This window comes from Pseudomonas sp. WJP1 (genome assembly GCF_028471945.1).
In the GTDB taxonomy this organism is placed as follows: Bacteria; Pseudomonadota; Gammaproteobacteria; order Pseudomonadales; family Pseudomonadaceae; genus Aquipseudomonas.
The window spans coordinates 3,293,802-3,310,477 of the sequence record NZ_CP110128.1; the positions used below are offsets into that span (position 1 = coordinate 3,293,802).

The 16,676-nt window shown below is 60.6% G+C and carries 14 protein-coding genes; 5 read left to right on the top strand and 9 right to left on the bottom strand.

What is annotated here, in order from left to right; genetic code table 11:
* Positions 1-15 precede the first annotated feature (15 nt).
* From OH720_RS14925 to gloB, 7 genes are all read right to left on the bottom strand, one after another.
* Positions 16-1,626, bottom strand: a complete 1,611-nt coding sequence (locus OH720_RS14925; protein WP_272606254.1) for an ABC transporter ATP-binding protein — start codon at positions 1,624-1,626, stop codon at positions 16-18.
* A 1-nt stretch (position 1,627) separates the two neighbouring features.
* Positions 1,628-2,647 (bottom strand): ABC transporter permease, encoded by a 1,020-nt coding sequence (locus OH720_RS14930; protein WP_180201910.1) that lies wholly within the window; start codon positions 2,645-2,647, stop codon positions 1,628-1,630.
* Between the two features lies 1 nt (position 2,648).
* Entirely contained in the window at positions 2,649-3,722 is a 1,074-nt protein-coding gene (locus tag OH720_RS14935) for a microcin C ABC transporter permease YejB (RefSeq protein WP_180201909.1), read from the bottom strand.
* Between the two features lie 4 nt (positions 3,723-3,726).
* Positions 3,727-5,556: an extracellular solute-binding protein gene (locus OH720_RS14940; protein WP_272606255.1), complete on the bottom strand. Its 1,830-nt coding sequence runs from the start codon at positions 5,554-5,556 to the stop codon at positions 3,727-3,729.
* Positions 5,553-7,367, bottom strand: coding sequence for an extracellular solute-binding protein (locus OH720_RS14945; protein WP_442967315.1), 1,815 nt, complete (start codon positions 7,365-7,367; stop codon positions 5,553-5,555). Before OH720_RS14945 ends, OH720_RS14940 begins: the two co-directional genes overlap by 4 nt.
* A gap of 252 nt (positions 7,368-7,619) precedes the next feature.
* Positions 7,620-9,062 carry a transglycosylase SLT domain-containing protein gene (locus tag OH720_RS14950; protein WP_272606257.1) on the bottom strand — a complete coding sequence of 481 codons (1,443 nt, stop codon included), beginning with the start codon at positions 9,060-9,062 and terminating at the stop codon, positions 7,620-7,622.
* A 99-nt stretch (positions 9,063-9,161) separates the two neighbouring features.
* Positions 9,162-9,929 (bottom strand): hydroxyacylglutathione hydrolase, encoded by a 768-nt coding sequence (gene gloB, locus OH720_RS14955; RefSeq protein ID WP_272606258.1) that lies wholly within the window; start codon positions 9,927-9,929, stop codon positions 9,162-9,164.
* Positions 9,930-9,994: 65 nt separating this feature from the next.
* Between gloB and OH720_RS14960 the strand changes: the two genes are divergently transcribed.
* From OH720_RS14960 to OH720_RS14980, 5 genes are all read left to right on the top strand, one after another.
* On the top strand, positions 9,995-10,753 hold the full coding sequence (locus OH720_RS14960) for a class I SAM-dependent methyltransferase (RefSeq protein ID WP_272606259.1): 759 nt from the start codon (positions 9,995-9,997) through the stop codon (positions 10,751-10,753).
* Between the two features lie 88 nt (positions 10,754-10,841).
* Positions 10,842-11,294: a ribonuclease HI gene (gene rnhA, locus OH720_RS14965; protein WP_008062270.1), complete on the top strand. Its 453-nt coding sequence runs from the start codon at positions 10,842-10,844 to the stop codon at positions 11,292-11,294.
* A gap of 212 nt (positions 11,295-11,506) precedes the next feature.
* A complete protein-coding gene (gene dnaQ / locus OH720_RS14970; protein WP_272606260.1) occupies positions 11,507-12,265 on the top strand; it encodes a DNA polymerase III subunit epsilon in 759 nt (252 codons plus the stop codon).
* 189 nt (positions 12,266-12,454) lie between these two features.
* A complete protein-coding gene (locus tag OH720_RS14975; protein WP_272606261.1) occupies positions 12,455-14,710 on the top strand; it encodes an Orn/Lys/Arg decarboxylase N-terminal domain-containing protein in 2,256 nt (751 codons plus the stop codon).
* A 14-nt stretch (positions 14,711-14,724) separates the two neighbouring features.
* A complete protein-coding gene (locus OH720_RS14980) occupies positions 14,725-15,339 on the top strand; it encodes a GNAT family N-acetyltransferase (RefSeq protein WP_008062262.1) in 615 nt (204 codons plus the stop codon).
* Here OH720_RS14980 and OH720_RS14985 read toward each other — a convergent pair.
* Both OH720_RS14985 and OH720_RS14990 read right to left on the bottom strand, forming a co-directional pair.
* Positions 15,305-16,198 carry a LysR substrate-binding domain-containing protein gene (locus OH720_RS14985; protein ID WP_272606262.1) on the bottom strand — a complete coding sequence of 298 codons (894 nt, stop codon included), beginning with the start codon at positions 16,196-16,198 and terminating at the stop codon, positions 15,305-15,307. The genes OH720_RS14980 and OH720_RS14985 overlap by 35 nt on opposite strands.
* Positions 16,199-16,286: 88 nt before the next feature.
* Positions 16,287-16,523, bottom strand: coding sequence for a hypothetical protein (locus tag OH720_RS14990; protein WP_272606263.1), 237 nt, complete (start codon positions 16,521-16,523; stop codon positions 16,287-16,289).
* Between the last annotated feature and the right edge of the window lie 153 nt (positions 16,524-16,676).

Here is a 16,676-nt window from a genome sequence, read left to right on the forward strand (position 1 = left end):
GCTCCTCTTTTCAGGTTATTGCGCAGTGGCTGGTGCCAAAAAGGCGGCTTCCAGCAACTGCTGTGTATACGGATGTTGGGGGGCGGCAAAAATGCTTTGCGCGTCTCCCTGTTCGACCACTTGGCCCTGCTTGACCACCATCAACTGGTGGCTCAGCGCCTTGACGACAGCCAGGTCATGGCTGATGAACAGATACGTCAGGTTGTACTTGCTTTGCAGTGATCGTAAAAGCTCGACCACTTGGCGTTGCACGGTGCGGTCGAGGGCCGAAGTCGGCTCGTCCAGCAGAATCAACGCCGGTTTTAGCACTAAAGCCCGGGCAATGGCGATTCTCTGCCGTTGCCCGCCGGAAAATTCGTGGGGGTAGCGGTTCCGGGTTTCCGGATCCAGGCCTACCTCCTTGAGTGCCGCAATGATCGCTTGTTCCTGTTCGGCCTCGGAGCCCATCTTGTGGATCCGCAGGCCTTCACCGACGATCTGGCTCACGCACATCCGCGGGCTCAGGCTGCCGAAGGGGTCCTGGAACACCACCTGCATCTCCCGTCGCAGCGGCCGTACCTGTTGCTGCGTCAGGGCGTCCAGCTGCTTGCCCTCAAAACGGATGCCGCCTTTACTGCCGATCAAGCGCAGGATCGCCAGACCCAGTGTCGACTTGCCGGAACCGCTTTCTCCCACAATCCCCAGGGTCTGGCCCTGGGGCAGGCTGAAATTGATTCCGTCGACTGCCTTGACGTAATCCACGGTCTTTTTCAGCAGGCCTTTCTTGATCGGGAACCAGACTTTCAGGTCCTCGACCGCCAGCAGTGGCGGGCCAATCACGTTGCTCGCCGGTGTGCCGCTGGGCTCCGCTGCCAGCAGTTCCCGAGTGTACGGATGCTGCGGCGCGCGGAACAATTCTTCGCACGATGCCTGTTCGACGATGCAACCGCGCTGCATGACACATACGCGATGCGCAATTCTTCGCACAAGGTTCAAATCGTGACTGATCAGTAGCAGCGCCATGCCCAGTCGGGCCTGCAATTGCTTGAGCAATTCGAGTATTTTCAGCTGTACGGTCACGTCCAGGGCGGTGGTCGGCTCGTCGGCAATCAGCAGTTCCGGCTCGTTGGCCAGGGCCATGGCGATCATCACGCGCTGGCGCTGGCCGCCGGACAGTTCGTGGGGCAGGGCCTTGAGGCGTTTTTCCGGCTCCGGGATACCGACCATTTCCAGCAGTTCCAGGGTGCGCTTGGTCGCGACTTTGCCGATCAGGCCCTTGTGGGTGCTCAATACCTCGTTGATCTGCTTTTCGATCGAGTGCAACGGGTTGAGCGAGGTCATCGGCTCCTGGAAGATCATCGCGATCCGGTTGCCGCGGATGTGGCGGATGGTTTTCTCTTTCAGGTTCAGCAGGTTCTGCCCGGAATACTCGATGGTCCCCGACGGGTGCCGGGCGAGCGGGTAGGGCAGCAGGCGCAGGATCGAATGCGCTGTCACCGATTTGCCGGAGCCGCTTTCACCCACCAGCGCCAGGGTTTCGCCGCGCTTGATGTCGAAGCTGACACCTTCGACCACCCGCTGGCAGCGCTCGCCAACGACAAATTCGACGGCCAGGTCGCGCACTTCGATCAGATTGTCCTGATTCATTTCACTTCCTCGGGTCGAAGGCATCGCGAGCGGACTCGCCGATGAATACCAGCAAACTCAACATCAACGCCAGCACCGCAAACGCGCTCATGCCCAGCCAGGGAGCTTGCAGGTTGGATTTGCCCTGGGCTACCAGTTCACCCAGTGACGGACTGCCGGCCGGCAAGCCGAAGCCGAGGAAGTCCAGGGCGGTCAGGGTGCCGATGGCGCCGGTCAGGATGAAGGGCATGAAGGTCATGGTCGAGACCATGGCGTTGGGCAGAATATGACGGAACATGATCGCGCCATTCTGCATGCCCAATGCCCGCGCTGCACGCACGTATTCAAGATTACGCCCACGCAGGAACTCGGCGCGCACCACGTCCACCAGGCTCATCCAGGAAAACAACAGCATGATCCCCAGCAGCCACCAGAAGTTCGGCTGGACGAAGCTGGCGAGGATGATCAGCAGATACAGCACCGGCAACCCGGACCAGATCTCCAGGAAACGCTGCCCGGCCAGGTCCACCCAGCCGCCGTAGAAACCCTGAAGCGCGCCGGCGATCACACCGATGAGCGAGCTGAGCAACGTCAGCGTCAGGGCAAACAACACGGAAATGCGGAAGCCGTAGATCACCCGGGCCAGCACATCGCGGCCCTGGTCATCAGTGCCCAGCAGATTGTCGGTCGACGGTGGCGCGGGGGCCGGGACCTTCAGGTCGTAGTTGATGCTCTGGTAGCTGTAGGGAATCGGCGCCCATAGCACCCAGGCATCCTTGGCCTTGAGCAGTTCGCGGATGTACGGGCTCTTGTAGTTGGCCTCCAACGGGAATTCGCCGCCGAAGGTGGTTTCCGGGTAGCGCTTTAGGGCCGGGAAGTACCAGCCGTTGTCGTAGTGCACCACCAACGGCTTGTCGTTGGCGATCAACTCGGCGCCGAGGCTGGCGCCGAACAGGATCAGGAACAGCCACATCGACCACCAGCCGCGTTTGTTGGCCTTGAACAGTTCGAAGCGTCGGCGATTGAGAGGGGACAGGTTCATCTCAATGCTCCCGGCTTTCGAAGTCGATGCGCGGATCGACGAAGGTGTAGGTGAGGTCGCCGATCAGCTTCACCACCAGCCCCAGCAGGGTGAAGATGAACAGGGTACCGAAGACCACCGGGTAATCGCGGTTGATCGCCGCTTCGAAACTCATCAGGCCCAGGCCGTCGAGGGAGAAGATCACTTCCACCAGCAACGAGCCGGTGAAGAAGATGCCGATGAACGCCGAGGGGAAACCAGCGATCACCAGCAGCATGGCGTTGCGAAACACATGCCCGTACAGAACCTTGTGATTGGTCAGGCCCTTGGCCTTGGCGGTGACCACGTACTGCTTGTTGATTTCATCAAGGAAGCTGTTCTTGGTCAGCAGGGTCATGGTCGCGAAGTTGCCGATCACCAATGCGGTCACCGGAAGTGCCAGGTGCCAGAAGTAGTCGAGGATCTTGCCGCCCATGCTCAACTCGTCGAAGTTGTTCGAGGTCAGCCCGCGCAACGGGAACCAGTCCAGGTAACTGCCGCCGGCAAACACCACGATCAGCAGGATGGCGAACAGGAACGCCGGGATCGCGTAGCCGACGATGATCGCCGAACTGGTCCAGACGTCGAAGTGGCTGCCGTGCCGCGTGGCCTTGGCGATCCCCAGCGGGATCGACACCAGGTACATGATCAGGGTGCTCCACAGCCCGAGGGAGATCGACACCGGCATCTTTTCCTTGATCAGGTCGATGACCTTGGCGTCTCGAAAGAAGCTGTCGCCGAAATCCAGGGAGGCATAGTTCTTGACCATGATCCACAAGCGTTCCGGCGCCGATTTGTCGAAGCCGTACATGTGCTCGATTTCCTTGATCAGCGCCGGATCCAGGCCTTGGGCGCCGCGATAGGCGGAGCCTGCCACCGACACCTCGGCACCGCCGCCGGCGATGCGGCTGGTGGCGCCTTCGAAGCCTTCGAGCTTGGCGATCATCTGTTCCACGGGGCCACCGGGGGCCGCCTGGATGATCACGAAGTTGATCAGCAGGATGCCGAACAGTGTCGGGATGATCAGCAGCAGTCGCCGAAAAATATACGCCAGCATCTGATTACTCCGTGCCCGCAGGGTCGGCTTGCAATTTGGTTTCGATCTCTATGGCCGGTTTCGCATCGGGCTTGATCCACCAGGTGTTGATGCCGATGTCATATTTAGGCGAGACCTTGGGGTGGCCGATGTGGTTCCAGTAGGCCACGCGCCAGGTCTTGATGTGCCAGTTGGGGATCACGTAATAACCCCATTGCAGCACGCGGTCCAGTGCGCGGGCGTGGGCCACCAGGCTTTTGCGTGAATCGGCATTGATCAGTTGCTCGACCAGCTGGTCCACCACGGGGTCTTTCAGGCCCATGGAATTGCGGCTGCCGGGTTTGTCGGCGGCCGCGGTCATCCAGAATTCGCGCTGTTCGTTGCCCGGCGAGTTGGACTGCGGGAAGCTGCCGACGATCATGTCGAAATCCCGCGAGCGCACGCGGTTGACGTATTGCGAAACGTCGACCCGACGGATCACCAGTTCGATTCCCAGGTCACTCAGATTCCGCTTGAACGGCAGCAGCACCCGTTCGAATTCGGTCTGGGCCAGCAGGAATTCGATGCTCACCGGTTTGCCGGTGGCGTCGACCATCTTGTCGTCGACGATGCGCCAGCCGGCCTCTTGCAGCAGTTGGTAAGCCTTGCGTTGCTGGGTGCGGATCATGCCGCTGGCATCGGTCACGGGATTCTGGAACGCCTCGCTGAATACCTGCTCTGGAATCTTGCCGCGAAACGGATCGAGGATCGCCAACTGATCGGCATCCGGCAAGCCGGTGGCGGCCATTTCCGAGTTCTCGAAATAGCTGCGGGTTCTCGCGTAGGCACCGTTGAACAACTGCTTGTTGGTCCATTCGAAGTCCAGCAGCAGGGTCAGGGCCTGGCGCACGCGCACGTCTTGGAACAGCGGGCGGCGCAGGTTGAACACGAAGCCTTGCATGCCGGTGGGGTTGCCGTTGGGGATCTGTTCCTTGATCAGCCGGCCTTCGGTCACCGCCGGGATATTGTAGGCGTTGGCCCAGTTCTTTGCGGTCATCTCCAGCCAGTAGTCGAACTGCCCGGCCTTCAGGCCTTCCAGCGCCACCGTGTTGTCGCGGTAGTAGTCGGTGGTCATCACGTCGAAGTTGTAGAAGCCGCGGTTGATCGGCAGGTCCTTGCCCCAGTAATCCTTGACCCGTTCATAGCGCACCGAGCGCCCGGCCTTCACTTCGGTGACCTTGTACGGGCCGCTGCCCAGCGGGACTTCCAGGTTGCCCTTGTTGAAGTCGCGGCTCGCCCACCAGTGCTTGGGCAGCACCGGCAGCTGGCCGAGGATCAACGGCAATTCGCGGTTGTTGCTGTGCTTGAACTTGAACAGCACCGTGAGTGGATCTTCGGCGACCACGTCTTCGACGTCGCTGTAGTAGCCGCGAAACATCGGTGCGCCATCCTTGACCAGGGTCTGGAAGCTGAACACCACGTCTTCGGCGCGCACCGGATGACCATCATGGAAACGCGCTTCGGGCCGCAGGTAGAAACGCACCCAGTCATTGTTCGGGGCTTTTTCGATCTTGCCGGCGATCAGGCCATATTCCGTGAAAGGCTCATCCAGGCTCTGCCGGGCCAGGGTGTCGTAGATCAGGTCGATGTCGTTGGCCGCCACGCCCTTGCTGATGAACGGGTTGAGGCTGTCGAAGCCACCAAACCCCGCCTGGCGGAATTTTCCGCCCTTGGGGGCTTCCGGGTCGACGTAATCGAAATGCTTGAAGTCGGCCGGGTATTTCGGCGGTTCGTTGTACAGGGTCAGGGCATGTTGCGGGGCGGCGAAGGCCCATCCTGCGAACAACAGGGCGAGCAGGCCACTTGCGGATTTCATCGATCTTTCTCCGAAGATTTCAGCCACCACGCGCTCAGGCCCAGAGTGTAGGGCGGCGTCGTGACGAAGGCGAACCGGTTGCGGTACGCCAGGCGGTGATAATTGAGATACCAGTTGGGAATGATGTAGTGCTGCCACAACAACGTGCGGTCCAGCGCCTTGCCGGCGGCGACTTGTTCATCGCGGGTCTTGGCGGCGAGCAATTGTTCGAGCAGGTGGTCCACCACCGGATTGGCAATGCCTGCGTAGTTCTTGCTGCCCTTGACCGTGGCCTGGCTGGAATGAAAGTACTGCCATTGCTCGAGGCCCGGGCTGAGGGTCTGGTTGAGGGTCATCAGGATCATGTCGAAATCAAACTGATCGAGGCGCTGCTTGTACTGCGCGCGATCGACCGTGCGCAGTCTGGCGTCGATGCCGATGCTGGCCAGATTCTCGACGTAGGGTTGCAGGATGCGCTCCAGGTTCGGGTTGACCAGTAGGATTTCCAGGCGCAGCGGTTGCCCGGCCGCGTTTTGCAAGCGCTGGCCGTTGAGCTTCCAGCCGGCCTCGGCCAGCAGGGTCAAGGCCTTGCGCATTGTGTCCCGGGGGATCCCGCGGCCCTGGGTCTGTGGCAGGCTGAAAGGCTCGGTGAACAGCCTGGCTGGCAATTGCTCGCGATACGGCTTGAGCAACAGCCATTCATGGCCGACCGGCAGTCCGCTGGCGGAGAACTCGCTGTTGGGGTAGTAACTCATGGCGCGCTGGTAGGCGCCGCTGAACAATGTGCGGTTGGTCCATTCGAAGTCGAACATCAGGCCCAGCGCTTCACGAACCCTGTCCTGGGCGAACGTCGGGCGGCGGGTATTCATGAACAGGCCCTGGGTCTGGGTCGGGATCTGGTGCGGGATCTGCGCCTTGATTACCTCGCCGCGACGAATCGCCGGGAAGTTGTAGCCGGTGACCCAGTTCTTCGCCTGGTGCTCGATGTAGATGTCGAACTCGCCGGCCTTGAACGCTTCGAACGCCACGTCACTGTCGCGGTAGAACTCGACTTCCATGCGGTCGAAATTGTACTTGCCGCGATTGACCGGTAAATCCTTGCCCCAGTAGTCCTTGACTCGCTCGAACACGATCTGCCGCCCCGGCGTAACCGAGGTGATGCGATACGGCCCGCTGCCCAGTGGCGGCTCGAAGGTGGTGGCCTTGAAGTCGCGACCTTTCCAGTAATGCTGCGGCAACACCGGCAACTCCCCCAGGCGCAGGATCAGCAGGGGATTGCCAGCACGCTTGAAGACGAATCGAATGCGCTGCGGGCTGAGGATGTCGACCCGCGCCACTTCCTGCAGGTTGGTACGGTATTGCGGATGGCCTTCCTTGAGCAGGAGGCGGTAGGAGAATGCCACATCAAAGGCGGTGATCGGCGTGCCGTCGTGGAAGCGTGCTTGCGGGCGCAGGTTGAAGACTACCCAGCTGTGGTCCTCGCTGTATTCCACCGACTGCGCGATCAGGCCGTAACTAGAGGTCGGCTCGTCACCGAGCGGCGCGTATTGACCGGTGCCGACCATCAGCGGCTCGTTGAGCTCGTTGATGCCGTACTGCAGGAAATTGGGTGTGGCAACGGGGCTCGTGCCCTTGAAGGTGTAAGGGTTGAGCGTATCGAAGGTGCCAAATGCCATGACCCGCAACGTACCGCCCTTGGGCGCTTGCGGGTTGACCCAGTCGAAATGGGTAAATCTGGCCGGGTACTTGAGCGTGCCGAACTGCGCATAACCATGGCTTTCGCTGATCGTCGCACTTGCGGTAGAGCTCAAGGCCAGGCTGATCAGGAGCAGGAGGAGGGGACGCTTCAAATAAGGGATCCGATCCGGGCGGCTTTGGCATTATGGATCGTACAGTAACAGCTTGTATGGACAGGAAAAAGACGCGGGGTTTTGTAGGAGCGAGCCTGCTCGCGATGACGGCATGTCAGTCGCCACCGATGCAACCTGTCAAGCCCTCATCGCGAGCAGGCTCGCTCCTACAGAATTGCATGTACCACAAAACTTCACGGGTACAAAAAAGCCCCTGGAGTCAGGGGCTTTTTTTTAATGCGGATTGGAAACCGTCAGCATCTGCCCTGGTTTCAAGGCCTGGCCAACACGAGGATTCCAGCGCTTGAGGTGTTGCATTTCAACGTTGAAACGCTTGGCCACCATGTATAGCGAATCGCCCCGTTGCACCTTGTACTGGGATTGCGACTTCTCGGTGTTGGTCTTGGACTTGGCCGCGATCACGGTGTTGATGCGCCCCGAGTTGCGCTTGCCGGTGTCTTGCATGACCAGGGTCTGGCCAGCCTTGAGATTCCTGCCGCTCAATTTGTTCCAGCGTTGCAGGTCCTTGACGTCGACATTGTTGGCCTTGGCAATGGAGCCCAGGTTGTCGCCGCGCTTGACCCGATAGCTACGCTTGACGCCCGCCAGCTGGGTATCGTCCGACCTTTCGAAAACCGGTTTGAGCTGCTTCTTGCTGATCAACTCTTCCGGGCGCATGGTCTGCAGGCTGGTAGTCAGCAGCTGTGCCTTGGAAGTGGGTACCAGCAAGTGCTGCGGGCCGTCGATAGTGGTGCGTTGCTTGAAGGCGGGGTTGAGCTGGAACAGCTCGTCTTCGTCGATGTTGGCCACCGCGGCGACCTTGGACAGGTCCATGCGCTGGTTGATTTCGACGACCTGGAAATACGGTTCGTTGGCGATCGGGTTGAGGTTCACGCCGTAGGCATCCGGCGCCATCACCACCTGCGAGAGCGCCAGCAACTTCGGCACATAGGCCTGGGTTTCGGCGGGCAGCGGCAGGTTCCAGTAGTCGGTCGGCAGGCCGAGTCGCTCGTTGCGTTCGATGGCGCGGCTGACCGTGCCTTCACCGGCGTTGTAGGCGGCCAGGGCCAGCAGCCAGTCACCGTTGAACATGTCGTGCAGGCGGGTCAGGTAGTCCATGGCTGCCGTGGTCGAGGCGGTGATGTCGCGACGGCCATCATAGAAACGGGTCTGGCGCAGGTTGAAGTATCGCCCGGTGGAAGGAATGAATTGCCACAGGCCCACCGCATTGGCGCGGGAATAGGCCATCGGGTTGTAGGCACTTTCAATCACTGGCAGCAGCGCCAGTTCCAGCGGCATGTTACGTTCTTCAAGGCGTTCGACGATGTAGTGGATGTACAGGCTGCCACGGTCGCCGGCGTTTTCTAGGAAGGACGGATTGCTGGCGAACCACAGTCGCTGTTGCTCGATGCGCGGGTTGACGCCCAGGCCGTCCTGCAGCTGAAAGCCCTGGCGCATGCGCTCCCAGACATCCTGCGGGATCTGCGGGCTGGGCTTTTCGGTGAGGAAGACGGGTTTCTGTTTGGCGCGCGCGGCAATATTCGGTGCGTGTGCCGCATCGGTCTGCGGCACATGACTGGAACAGCCCGCCAATGTCGCGGACACAGCCACCGCTATGGCTTGCGCCAGGCGGGTCAGTGCGTCCGAATTGATGGCTTTGCGTATAGATGACGACATTGGCTGGAAGTAAGTTCCGGGCAAAAATGTCGGGCGATTCTAGAAAGCACGCCCTCTGCGGTCAACCTTTCAGAGTTTTTGGACCATGGTGCAAACTGCTCAGAACGTATCTTTCCAGGCCCTTAGCGCAGCAAAAACCATATCGGGCGCGGAGTTATCGGTGTCGGTCCGTTCATCCGCTTTTTCTTTAACGGATGTTTCGCCGGTACGCAAAAACGGATTTGTACGTTTTTCCAGGGCCACCGTCGATGGCAGGGTGATGGCCCCGGCTTCTCGCTGACGGGTCACGCTGGCCAGGCGTTCGAGGGTATCGGCGTTGCCAGGTTCGACCGCGGCGGCGAAGCGCAGATTGCTCAGGGTGTACTCATGGGTGCAGTACACCCGGGTGTCTTCGGGAAGCGCGGCGAGGCGCGACAGCGAGGTGTACATTTGCTTGGGCGTGCCTTCGAACAGGCGCCCGCAACCCGCTGCGAAGAGGGTGTCGCCACAGAACAGCAGGCCGGGGCGATAATAGGCAATGTGGCCCAGGGTATGACCGGGTACGGCAATGATCTCGAAGTCATGGCCCAGCACATTGATGCGATCGTTATCCTTGAGCGCGATGTCCCGCTTGGGGATGGTTTCGCTGGCAGGACCGTAGACGGTTGCGTCCGTCGTTTTTTTCAGCTGTTCGACGCCGCCGACATGGTCATGGTGATGGTGAGTGATCAAAATATCACTCAGGACCCAGCCCGGATTGGCCGTGAGCCAGTCGTTTACCGGCGCGGCATCGCCCGGGTCGACCACCGCACAGCGTCGGGTGTCGGGGTCTTGTAACAACCAGATGTAGTTGTCGGTGAAGGCGGGCAGGGCAGTGATCTGTATCATCGTCGGATTCGCCAAGCGGAAAACAATGGCGCATCTTAGAACTTCCTGGCGCGTTGGAGAATGCAATGACCGATAAAGCGTTCGCTCAGGCTGATCCTGACTGGCTGGCATTGATCAGCGCAGCACGTGACTGGCTGTCCGGCCCCCTCGGGCAATTCCTGCTGGACGAAGAACGGCAAATGCTCGAGGACGAGCTGGGGCGATTCTTCGGTGGCTACCTGGTGCATTACGGGCCATCAGCCCAGACGCCGCCGTCGGCGCCGCAGGTGCAGCGCAACGTGCGCCTGGGGGCGCCGTTGCCTGGGGTCGAGATCGTCTGCGAGGAACAGGCCTGGCCGCTGAGCGAACATGCCGCCGATGTGGTGGTGCTGCAGCATGGGCTGGATTTCTGCCTGTCGCCCCACGGCTTGCTGCGCGAAGCAGCGAGCAGTGTGCGGCCCGGCGGGCATTTGCTGATCATCGGCATCAACCCCTGGAGCACCTGGGGGCTGCGTCATGTGTTTGCCCATGACGGCTTGCGCAAGGCGCGCTGCATTTCCCCCTCACGTGTGGCCGACTGGCTGAACCTGCTGGGCTTCGCGCTGGAGAAACGCCGCTTTGGGTGCTATCGTCCGCCGCTGGCTTCACCCACCTGGCAGACCCGTCTGGCCGGTTGGGAGCGCAAGGCCGGTGACTGGCAATTGTCCGGCGGCGGCTTCTATTTATTGGTGGCACGCAAGATCGTGGTCGGCCTGCGGCCTGTCCGTCAGGAGCGTCGCGAGCCGATGGGCAAGCTGATCCCGTTGCCGATGGCCAAGGTCAATCGCCGCAACATCGAACCGTGATATTTCCTTTTTTCGACCGGGGTTGCCCCGGTCCCGGGCGTCGTCGATCAACGATTGGCGGGCCACTGCATTTTCTGGATAGATTGGCATGAGCGATAGCGTAGAACTCTTCACCGATGGCGCCTGCAAGGGCAATCCTGGCCCTGGCGGCTGGGGCGCATTGCTGGTGTGCAAGGGCGTTGAGAAAGAACTTTGGGGCGGCGAAGCCAATACCACCAACAATCGCATGGAACTGATGGGCGCGATTCGCGGCCTGGAAGAGCTCAAGCGTTCGTGCGATGTGTTGCTGGTGACTGACTCCCAGTACGTGATGAAGGGCATCAACGAGTGGATGGCCAACTGGAAAAAGCGCGGCTGGAAAACCGCTGCCAAGGAACCGGTCAAGAACGCCGACCTGTGGAAACTGCTCGACGAGCAGGTCAATCGCCATAACGTCACCTGGAAATGGGTGCGCGGGCACATTGGCCACCACGGCAACGAACGGGCCGACCAACTGGCCAACCGTGGCGTGGATGAAGTGCGAGGCTTCAAACAGGCCTGAATCGAATTCAACCGGTGTACCGAGTCGCGGCCATCGCGAGCAGGCTCGCTCCCACATTTGATCTCCTTGAGCGCAAATCCTGCGTTCACCTGCGGTCCAGTGTGGGAGCGAGCCTGCTCGCGATGGGCGCGACTCGGTGTATCTGAAGTTCCCGGCAAGCGTGTTAACATCCCCGCTTTTGCCCGATTCACCGATTGAGAGCTGAGCACCCGATGGCCACCAGATCCGTTGTACTCGACACCGAAACCACCGGCATGCCGGTGACCGACGGCCACCGGATTATCGAAATCGGTTGTGTCGAATTGATCGGTCGGCGCCTGACCGGTCGGCATTTTCACGTTTACCTGCAACCGGATCGCGAAAGTGACGAAGGCGCCATCGGCGTCCACGGCATCACCAACGAATTCCTGGTGGGCAAGCCGCGTTTCGCCGAGGTGGCCGAAGAGTTCTTCGAGTTCATCAAGGGCGCGCAGCTGATCATCCACAACGCGGCGTTCGACGTTGGCTTCATCAACAACGAATTTGCCCTGATGGGCCAGCACGATCGTGCGGACATCACCCAGCACTGCTCGATCCTCGACACCTTGATGATGGCCCGGGAACGCCACCCTGGCCAGCGCAACAGCCTCGACGCCTTGTGCAAACGTTATGGCGTCGACAACTCCGGCCGTGAGCTGCACGGCGCCTTGCTCGACTCCGAGATCCTGGCCGACGTCTACCTGACCATGACCGGCGGCCAGACCAGCCTGTCCCTGGCGGGTAATGCCTCCGATGGCAATGGCTCCGGGGAGGGCGCGGACAACTCCGCTACTGAAATCCGCCGTCTGCCGGCCGACCGCCAGCCGGCGCGCATCATTCGCGCCACTGAAGACGAGCTGGCCCAGCACATGGCACGTCTGGAAATCATCAGCAAATCCGCCGGTGGGCCGGCGCTGTGGTTGCAATTGGCTGAGGCCAAAGCTTCGGCGTAGGTCCATAGACAAAATCGCAGCCTCGTTTCGCTCTGTAGGAGCTGTCGAGTGAAACGAGGCTGCGATCTTTTGATCTTCACTACGATCAGCTGACCCATTTCAGTGCATCGCACTCGCCACATCCGCTCCAACCCTCTACCCTGAGGTGATTGACAGGCTCTGGCCTGCCGCCTCAGGACACTGAGCCCCATGTATAAAGATCTGAAATTCCCGGTCCTGATCGTCCATCGCGACATCAAGGCCGACACCGTCGCTGGCGATCGCGTGCGGGGTATCGCCCGGGAACTGGAGCAGGAAGGTTTCAGTATCGTCTCGGCGATGGATTACACCGAAGGCCGGCTGGTCGCTTCGACCCATCACGGCCTCTCGTGCATGCTGATTGCGGCGGAAGACGCCAGCGCCCATTCGCATTTGTTACAGAATATGGCCGAGCTGATCGGACTGGCGCGCGTGCGTGCGCCGGATCTGCCCATCTTCGCCCTGGGCGAGCAAGTGACCCTGGAAAACGCGCCCGCCGACGCCATGGCCGAGCTCAACCAGTTGCGCGGCATTCTCTACCTGTTCGAGGACACCGTGCCATTCCTCGCGCGCCAGGTGGCGAGGGCGGCGCGCAAGTACCTGGATGGCCTGCTGCCGCCGTTCTTCAAGGCATTGGTGCAGCACACCGCCGACTCCAACTATTCCTGGCACACCCCCGGTCACGGTGGCGGGGTGGCGTATCACAAGAGCCCGGTAGGACAGGCGTTCCACCAGTTTTTCGGGGAAAACACCCTGCGTTCGGACCTGTCGGTCTCAGTGCCGGAACTGGGCTCGCTGCTGGATCACACCGGGCCTCTGGCAGAAGCCGAGGCGCGGGCGGCGCGTAATTTTGGCGCCGATCACACCTTCTTCGTGATCAACGGCACTTCGACGGCGAACAAGATTGTCTGGCACTCCATGGTCGCTCGCGACGACCTGGTGCTGGTGGACCGCAATTGCCACAAGTCGGTGTTGCACTCGATCATCATGACCGGTGCCATCCCCCTGTACCTGTGCCCGGAACGCAATGAACTGGGGATCATCGGGCCGATTCCCCTGAGTGAGTTCAGCCGCGAATCGATCCAGGCCAAGATCGACGCCAGTCCGTTGACCAAGGGCCGGGCGCCGAAGGTCAAGCTGGCGGTGGTGACCAATTCGACCTATGACGGACTCTGCTACAACGCCGAGCTGATCAAGCAGCAGTTGGGTAATAGCGTCGAGGTCTTGCACTTTGACGAGGCCTGGTACGCCTATGCGGCGTTCCATGAGTTTTTCGCCGGGCGCTACGGCATGGGCACGTCCCGCAGTGAAGACAGCCCGCTGGTGTTCACCACCCATTCCACGCACAAACTGCTGGCGGCGTTCAGCCAGGCGTCGATGATTCATGTGCAGGACGGTGGCGCCCGGCAGCTGGACCGTGACCGTTTCAACGAAGCCTTCATGATGCACATCTCTACGTCACCGCAGTACGGCATCATCGCTTCGCTGGACGTGGCGTCGGCGATGATGGAGGGCGGGGCCGGGCGTTCGCTGTTGCAGGAGATGTTCGACGAAGCCCTGAGCTTTCGCCGGGCGCTGGCCAATCTGCGCCAGCACATCGCCGCCGACGATTGGTGGTTTTCCATCTGGCAGCCGCCGTCGGTGGAAGGCATTAACCGGGTGGTGACCGAGGACTGGCTGTTGCAACCGGCGGATGACTGGCACGGCTTTGGTGAGGTGAGCGACGATTATGTCTTGCTCGATCCGATCAAGGTCAGCCTGGTGATGCCGGGTCTGACCGCGGGCGGTGCGCTCAGCGATCGCGGGATTCCGGCGGCCGTGGTCAGCAAGTTTCTCTGGGAGCGCGGGCTGGTGGTTGAAAAGACCGGGCTGTATTCGTTCCTGGTGTTGTTCTCGATGGGCATCACCAAGGGCAAGTGGAGCACGTTGCTGACTGAACTGCTGGAGTTCAAACGCAGCTATGACGCCAACGTCAGCCTGGCCAACTGCCTGCCTTGCGTGGCGCAACAGCATGGCGCGCGCTATCAGGGCATGGGCTTGCGAGACTTGTGTGATCAGTTGCACGCCTGTTATCGCAGCAATGCCACGGCCAAACATCTAAAGCGGATGTACACGGTGTTGCCGCAAATCGCCATGAAGCCGGCTGACGCCTATGATCATCTGGTACGTGGCGAAGTCGAAGCCGTGTCGATCGATGCCCTGGAGGGGCGCATCGCTGCCGTCATGCTGGTGCCATACCCGCCGGGCATTCCGTTGATCATGCCCGGAGAGCGCTTTACCGAGGCGACCCGCTCGATCATCGACTACCTGGCGTTTGCTCGCACGTTCGACAGCAGCTTCCCGGGATTCGTCGCTGATGTGCACGGATTGCAACACGAAGACGAGGGCAATGGGCGGCACTACACCGTCGATTGCATCAAGGAATGAGGACCTTTCCCAGTATGCAACCGGTCATGAATCCGAATTACCCAGGGCTGTCGGTGCGCGTGGCCGACGAAGGCTTTGCCGCTTATATATGGGGCAGTGATTTCAGTTTTGAAGTCGCCGCCTATGGTGCTCCCGAAATTGGGCAGCCGGTGGAGCAGTGGCAGGTCACGCCCATCACCCCTTATCGCAAGTGTTATGGCATCGATCCGGAAGAGTTCAGCAGCTTTCGCGATGCCGCCGACAGTGCGATTTTCATGGCGTACCTGGATGACGAGCCCGTTGGCCACCTGGTGATCAGCACCAACTGGAACGGTTTTGCCCATATCGACGAGTTGGCGGTGCATGCACCCGCCAGGCGACACGGTGTGGCCAAGGCGTTGCTGGATGTGGCGCAGTTCTGGAGTCGCAAGAAGAAACTGCCCGGCGTCATGCTCGAAACCCAGAACAACAACCTGGGCGCCTGCCGGCTGTACGAACGTTGCGGCTACGTGATCGGTGGCATCGACCATCTGCGTTATCGGGGTATTGACCCCAATACCGCCGAAGTGGCGCTGTTCTGGTACCGATTGTTCGACAACCCGCTGGAAAATCCGATCAGTTCGCCAACATCACCGCGGCTTGTTCCGTGATGATCGCCAGCAACGCCTGGAGGGCAGGCGAGGGCTCGCCATTCTTCAGGGTCAGGGCGTAGAGGGTGACCGGCACGGCCGGTGCCAGCGGGCAGGCATCGAGCCCGGCCGATTTGGCGCCCAGGGCGGTGAAAGGGTCGACAATGGCCAGGCCTTCACCGGCCTCGACCATGCTGCGCATCATCTGGTGAGTTTGCACCCGGGTCTGTATGACCGGAGCCGGCCGCAGCGCATGCAGTTTGTTTTCCAGCGCCGGACTGAGCGGGTCATGGCCTTCAAGGCCCACCATCGCCTGGCCGGCCAGGTCCTGCAGCGAGATGTACTTCTGCTTGGGTTGCAACCAGCCGTGAGGGGCGAGCAGTTGCAGCTTGCCTTGGGCGATCGACTGGCAATGAATGTCGGCGTGATCGGGATCATGCAGGCTCAGGCCCAGATCGCTTTCGCGCAGCAGCAGGTTGCGGACGATCTCGCGGGTGGGTTGGCTCAGGAGCGTACAAGGCGCGTCGGGCAGGCGGCGGCGCAGCGCTGCGATACTTTGCGGCAACAATTGCTGGGCCAGGGGCGGGGTGCAGATGAGGCGTAACGGCGGGGCCAGGTATTGCCTGAGGCTGCTGGCCAGGCGTTGCACTGGTTCGAGCGCATCGTAGACACGATTGATTTCGACCTGCAACGCCCGCGCTTCACGAGTGGCCTGCAAGCGTCCGCGAACGCTTGCGAACAGCATGAACCCCAACTGATCTTCAGCGTCGCGCAAAATGCGTTCGACTTCGGCCACCGGCAACTGCAGCCATTCGGCGGCGGTACCCAGGTGACCGGTCTGCAGGAGCGCCTGGATCACTTCGATATGTCGTAAGCGCATGCGTGAAGTCCATGTTCAGCAGGTGAAGGAGTCAGTGACTGAATCCTAACCCAAGTCTGCGCCTGTGACTTCTGCTCATAACGACGGGTTATGAAACGATGTTCATGACCGGTTCACGGATGATGGTCACGCCCGATTGCACCAGCATGAATTCGTTTTCATCGAGCTTGTTCACGCGATCGCCAATGGCCAGCTTGTAGGTGGTGACGGGCGTCCCGCCTGCGAAACCGTCTGCCGATGGCGTGGATTCCTGGAACTCATGTACGGAATAAATGCGGCCTTCCGCGTCTCTTGCATGGAACTGACCGACGAGTACTGCTGCCATCTGCTTAGAACCTCTGGAGATAAATCACTCAATGTGCGGTTGGATAGACCGCCACCGAGTACGGTAAGTTTTCCTACGAAAAAAAAATAGTTCAGGACGCGAATATACCGGTGTTCATTGGCTGAACCGGCGCCTGATCATCTATAACTACTG

Excerpts from the sequence above, each read along its gene's own strand:
- OH720_RS14925 (WP_272606254.1), bottom strand. The coding sequence starts at position 1,626 with ATGAATCAGGACAATCTGATCGAAGTGCGCGACCTGGCCGTCGAATTT.
- OH720_RS14930 (WP_180201910.1), bottom strand. The coding sequence starts at position 2,647 with ATGAACCTGTCCCCTCTCAATCGCCGACGCTTCGAACTGTTCAAGGCC.
- OH720_RS14935 (WP_180201909.1), bottom strand. The coding sequence starts at position 3,722 with ATGCTGGCGTATATTTTTCGGCGACTGCTGCTGATCATCCCGACACTG.
- OH720_RS14940 (WP_272606255.1), bottom strand. The coding sequence starts at position 5,556 with ATGAAATCCGCAAGTGGCCTGCTCGCCCTGTTGTTCGCAGGATGGGCC.
- OH720_RS14950 (WP_272606257.1), bottom strand. The coding sequence starts at position 9,062 with ATGTCGTCATCTATACGCAAAGCCATCAATTCGGACGCACTGACCCGC.
- gloB (WP_272606258.1), bottom strand. The coding sequence starts at position 9,929 with ATGATACAGATCACTGCCCTGCCCGCCTTCACCGACAACTACATCTGG.
- OH720_RS14960 (WP_272606259.1), top strand. The coding sequence starts at position 9,995 with ATGACCGATAAAGCGTTCGCTCAGGCTGATCCTGACTGGCTGGCATTG.
- rnhA (WP_008062270.1), top strand. The coding sequence starts at position 10,842 with ATGAGCGATAGCGTAGAACTCTTCACCGATGGCGCCTGCAAGGGCAAT.
- dnaQ (WP_272606260.1), top strand. The coding sequence starts at position 11,507 with ATGGCCACCAGATCCGTTGTACTCGACACCGAAACCACCGGCATGCCG.
- OH720_RS14975 (WP_272606261.1), top strand. The coding sequence starts at position 12,455 with ATGTATAAAGATCTGAAATTCCCGGTCCTGATCGTCCATCGCGACATC.
- OH720_RS14980 (WP_008062262.1), top strand. The coding sequence starts at position 14,725 with ATGCAACCGGTCATGAATCCGAATTACCCAGGGCTGTCGGTGCGCGTG.
- OH720_RS14985 (WP_272606262.1), bottom strand. The coding sequence starts at position 16,198 with ATGCGCTTACGACATATCGAAGTGATCCAGGCGCTCCTGCAGACCGGT.
- OH720_RS14990 (WP_272606263.1), bottom strand. The coding sequence starts at position 16,523 with ATGGCAGCAGTACTCGTCGGTCAGTTCCATGCAAGAGACGCGGAAGGC.